The organism is Legionella tunisiensis, assembly GCF_000308315.1.
Taxonomy (GTDB): Bacteria; Pseudomonadota; Gammaproteobacteria; order Legionellales; family Legionellaceae; genus Tatlockia; species Tatlockia tunisiensis.
This window is the reverse complement of the sequence record NZ_CALJ01000094.1, coordinates 1-2,623: the sequence shown is the minus strand read 5'-3', so window position 1 is coordinate 2,623 and position 2,623 is coordinate 1. Positions and strand designations below refer to the sequence as shown.

The window sequence follows — 2,623 nt, the reverse complement described above, 5'->3', positions numbered from 1 at the left end:
AAATACGGGAACAGCTACCCATTGCTTACCAGGAAATAGCCTCTGCGCAAGTATGCAAGCGCATTCGTGACCTTTCCCAATACCGCTATGCCAAGCGTATCGCCCTTTACCACGCAATGGGAGGCGAAATTAGTTTGGATGCCTTATGGAACTCAGCGCCCTTACATGGTAAATATTGCTATTTTCCGGCGTTAAACGACGATAAAACGCTTTCATTTTTGCCAGCAACCCCCGCTACTCCATTTAAAGAAAACAAATATGGCATTGGTGAACCTGATGTGGATAAAGCCGAAGCGATGCCTCCCAAGCAACTTGATATCATTTTCTTACCCTTGGTCGCCTTCGATAGCCATTGTACACGTCTGGGAATGGGAGCTGGTTATTATGATCGCACTTTGGCCAAAGAAAATCATCCTTTGCTTATCGGTGTTGCTTATGAGTTTCAACACCAAACATACATAGAACCACATGCTTGGGATATTCCGCTCACCGCAGTGGTAACCCAACGAACAATATACTGGAGTAAACCATGACCAAGTATTGGTTAATGAAATCAGAACCTTCCTGTTTCAGCATTGATGATCTACGTACAGCTTCTCATCAAATGACAGCGTGGGATGGTGTACGGAATTACCAAGCACGTAATTTTATGCGTGACGACATGGCGATTGGCGATCAAGTGTTTTTTATCACTCAAATACCAATCCACCTGGTATCGTTGGTATTGCTGAAGTCGTCAGTGAGGCTTATCCAGATCACACGGCTTTTGATCCAAACAGTGAACACCCCGATGCCAAAAGTACGCCTGATAATCCAAGATGGTTTATGGTTGATATCCGCTTTAAAGAGAAATTCTCTCACATCATTCCTCTTGATTACTTAAAACAACACGCCGAACTAAAAAACATGCAGCTACTTCGTAAAGGGAATCGTTTATCGGTCATGCCAGTGGGACAAGATGAATGGCGATTTATTACGGAGAAATTAGCTTAAATAACGCTCCTATTTGTAGACAACCAGGCTTACCTACTGCTCCTAAATCACGTTAAATCGCATCAACACCTACTTCGCCCGTTCTGATGCGCACGACTTGTTCCAAGTCATAAACAAAAATTTTGCCGTCACCAATTTTTCCTGTGTAGGCTGCCTTGCAAATGGCATCAATTGCTACCTCGATCATGTCATCGGGTAAAGCGAGCTCAATTTTTATTTTAGGGAGAAAATCAACGACGTATTCTGCTCCTCTATAAAGTTCGGTGTGTCCTTTCTGGCGACCAAACCCTCGTGTTTCAGAGATCGTGATTCCGGGTACACCGATTTCCATGAGTGCTTCATGCACATCATCAAGTTTAAACGGCTTGATAATCGCGGTAAGCATTTTCATAATAATTCCTTCGTTACAAAGTACATGGCTGATAGACTTGAGTTTTGTTAGACTATCACCAATAGTATTACAACAGCAGGGAGATTTGCATGTTTGATCCAAAACACTTTGATGATTTAGCTCAAAAGCTCTTCGCCACTTTACCTACCAGTCTACAAAATTTCGAAAAAGAGATTCAACAGAAATTCAAAGAAGTTTTGCAAGCTGCCTTTTCTCGTTTGGACTTAATCACTCGCGAGGAATTTGATGTACAAACCAAAGTACTAGCCAGAACACGCGAAAAAGTCGATACCTTGCAAATGCAGGTTGATACCTTACTAGCACAACAAACAAAGAACAAGGAAAAAGAAATAGCTAGCTAGTCCTCCAACCGTCCAACCAATTAGGAAAAAAATGAATCTTGCTTTTAGCAAAACGCGCAGTGCTATAGGCATTTTTGCGCAACCTGTCTCTGTGGAAGTACATTTATCGAATGGTTTACCTGGCTTTACCATTGTCGGTCTTGCTGAAACTGCTGTAAAAGAAAGCAAAGATCGGGTACGCAGTGCAATTATTAACAGTCAATTTGATTTTCCCTGCCGCAAAATCACTGTCAATTTAGCCCCAGCTGATCTACCAAAATCAGGTAGTGGCTTTGATTTACCCATTGCTCTAGGTATCCTGGCTGCCTCAGGTCAAATACCTCAACAAAAATTAGACTCTCATGAGTTTATTGCTGAATTGGCCTTAAACGGTAATCTGCGTGGAGTCTCTGCTATCATTCCAACTGTACTGGCAGCACATCGTGATAAACAACAATTAATTATTGCTACAGCCGACGCCGAAGAAGCCTCTTTAGTAGGACACGAAGGTGTTTATACTGCGAATAACTTGAGAGAAGTCTGTAGTTATCTCTGTCAAGGTACACCACTACAACCTCTACCCGCACGCCCGGAAATCACCATCGAGAATAGCCAGATTGATTGGTCTGATGTGAGAGGACAGTATCACGCAAAACAGGCAATGGAAATTGCTGCTTGTGGTGGTCATAGTATTTTGCTCTGCGGTCCGCCTGGAAGCGGTAAAACCATGTTGGCCAAACGGTTTAATACCCTGCTCCCACCACTATCCGAGACAGAAGCTTTGGAATGTGCTGCTATCCATTCATTGCGAGGACGCCTCCCCAATTTTAACGCCTGGCGCTACCCCACGTTCCGAGCCCCCCACCATACCGCTTCACCGGTTGCACTTGTTGGCGGC

At 43.7% G+C, this 2,623-nt stretch carries 4 protein-coding genes and 1 pseudogene; 4 read left to right on the top strand and 1 reads right to left on the bottom strand.

The genetic code is table 11. The annotated features are described in order from the left end of the window. The first annotated feature begins 2 nt into the window (after positions 1 to 2). Together BN58_RS06980 and BN58_RS37620 are read left to right on the top strand one after the other, a co-directional pair. The gene (locus BN58_RS06980; protein ID WP_051131855.1) at positions 3 to 533 is read left to right on the top strand and encodes a 5-formyltetrahydrofolate cyclo-ligase; all 531 of its coding nucleotides are present in this window, start codon (positions 3 to 5) and stop codon (positions 531 to 533) included. Continuing rightward, positions 530 to 993: pseudogene (locus tag BN58_RS37620) on the top strand (EVE domain-containing protein). Before BN58_RS06980 ends, BN58_RS37620 begins: the two are co-directional and overlap by 4 nt. Positions 994 to 1,045: 52 nt before the next feature. Here the strand turns inward: BN58_RS37620 and BN58_RS06970 are convergent. Next, on the bottom strand, positions 1,046 to 1,384 hold the full coding sequence (locus BN58_RS06970; protein WP_019216220.1) for a P-II family nitrogen regulator: 339 nt from the start codon (positions 1,382 to 1,384) through the stop codon (positions 1,046 to 1,048). A gap of 89 nt (positions 1,385 to 1,473) precedes the next feature. Here BN58_RS06970 and ubiK point away from each other — a divergent pair, with 89 nt between their 5' ends. Both ubiK and BN58_RS06960 read left to right on the top strand, forming a co-directional pair. Further along, positions 1,474 to 1,746: a ubiquinone biosynthesis accessory factor UbiK gene (gene ubiK / locus BN58_RS06965; protein WP_019216219.1), complete on the top strand. Its 273-nt coding sequence runs from the start codon at positions 1,474 to 1,476 to the stop codon at positions 1,744 to 1,746. Positions 1,747 to 1,777: 31 nt separating this feature from the next. After that, a partial coding sequence (locus BN58_RS06960) for a YifB family Mg chelatase-like AAA ATPase (RefSeq protein ID WP_019216218.1) occupies positions 1,778 to 2,623 on the top strand: 846 nt, incomplete at its 3' end.

Bases quoted from the DNA above. Each gene is read 5' to 3' on its own strand.
- BN58_RS06970 (WP_019216220.1), bottom strand. From the start codon at position 1,384: ATGAAAATGCTTACCGCGATTATCAAGCCGTTTAAACTTGATGATGTG.
- ubiK (WP_019216219.1), top strand. From the start codon at position 1,474: ATGTTTGATCCAAAACACTTTGATGATTTAGCTCAAAAGCTCTTCGCC.